This window comes from Streptomyces sp. NPDC059900, from assembly GCF_050270335.1.
Lineage (GTDB): Bacteria > Actinomycetota > Actinomycetes > Streptomycetales > Streptomycetaceae > Streptomyces.
Window position 1 is genome coordinate 1 of sequence record NZ_JBNNJZ010001109.1, and the last position, 1,290, is coordinate 1,290.

The window sequence follows — 1,290 nt, forward strand, 5'->3', positions numbered from 1 at the left end:
CGCCAGGCCTCCTCGGTGGTGTCGCGCACCACGGTCGTGATCCGCAGCCCGAACTCCAGCGGAGCATGGCGGCGCCCCACCTGTTCGCTCAACTCCCGCAGGCGGGCGATGCGTTCGGCGATGCCCTCCAGCGGTTCGCCCCAGAACAGCTGTACGTCGGCCTCGGCGGCCGAGACACGTTCGGCCGCCTCGGACGCGCCGCCGAAGTAGAGGGTCGGGTGCACCCGCCCGTCGCTTGCGTAGGGGTGCGGGCTGATCGTCGAGTCGGTGACGCGGAAGTGCTCGCCTTCGAACGTGACGTTCTCCTCGGTCCACAGGCGCCGCACCAGGTGCAGGAACTCCCGGGTGCGGGCATAGCGTGCGGCGGGCTCGACGTTGCTGTCGCCGTAGGCGGCCGGGCTGTCGATGCCGCTGACGATGTTGACCAGGACGCGGCCGCGGCTGAGCTGGTCGAGCGTGGCCGCGGCACTGGCGAAGTGCGCGGGCTGCCAGTAGCCGGGGCGCACGGCGATCAGGGGCTTGAACGTCGTGGTGCGCGCGGCCAGGGCGGTGGCGACGGTGAAGGTGTCCGGGCGCCCCCATCCGGTGCCCAGCAGCGCGCCGCCCCAGCCGTGATCCTCTGCCGTGCGGGCGAGTTCGGTGGAGTACTCGATGGACCCCCAGCCGGCTGTCGTGTCGTCACCGCGGTGGCCGGGCTGGACGGTGTTGGGGATGTACCAGAGGAATTGCGGGCTCATCAGGCTCCCGATCGCTAAGGGGGTGTGCGAGTCGTGCTGCGGCGTGGCGGGTTCACGTGACGCGTCTCGTTCGCCGCGGCGGCGCCGGCAAGCACCCGCATGGCGGCACACACCAGCGGAAGCGCCGCCCACGACACGGCGAGCGCGGCCGCCGCCCCCGACCGGAGGAAGACGGCCACGCCGACGAGGAGATACCGCTTGCGCCCGTACACGTCGCCGAGGCTGCGCGGAGCGATGGGGCCGGGGCGGGCCGGCTCGGCGCAGCGGAGGGGTCAGCTACACACCGCGGTGGCAACGCGCATCAGATCGATGGCCCGTCGCTTCCGAAACCGCTGGCAGATGCACATGACGCCGAAGCTAGGCCTGCACCGAATTCCGGTCAAGACTCCCCTGTCGAGCGCCACCAGGCTGCAATGACCGCGTCACGGGCCTGCCATGCCAGCGTTACGGTCCACGGTTTCGCGCGCGGCGGCACAGGACGGACCCCGCGCGGTCAGGCTCCCGCCAGGACAGGCGCGCCCCGCCACGCCCCCCGTAGGCCTCTGCCCTCTTC

General features: G+C 72.0%; 2 protein-coding genes. Both read right to left on the reverse strand.

The annotated features are described in order from the left end of the window. On the reverse strand, positions 1-737 hold a 737-nt coding region (locus ACQKIP_RS47655; protein WP_427745890.1), incomplete at its 3' end, for an LLM class flavin-dependent oxidoreductase. A 14-nt stretch (positions 738-751) separates the two neighbouring features. After that, a complete protein-coding gene (locus tag ACQKIP_RS47660) occupies positions 752-949 on the reverse strand; it encodes a hypothetical protein (RefSeq protein WP_365853618.1) in 198 nt (65 codons plus the stop codon). Positions 950-1,290 lie beyond the last annotated feature (341 nt).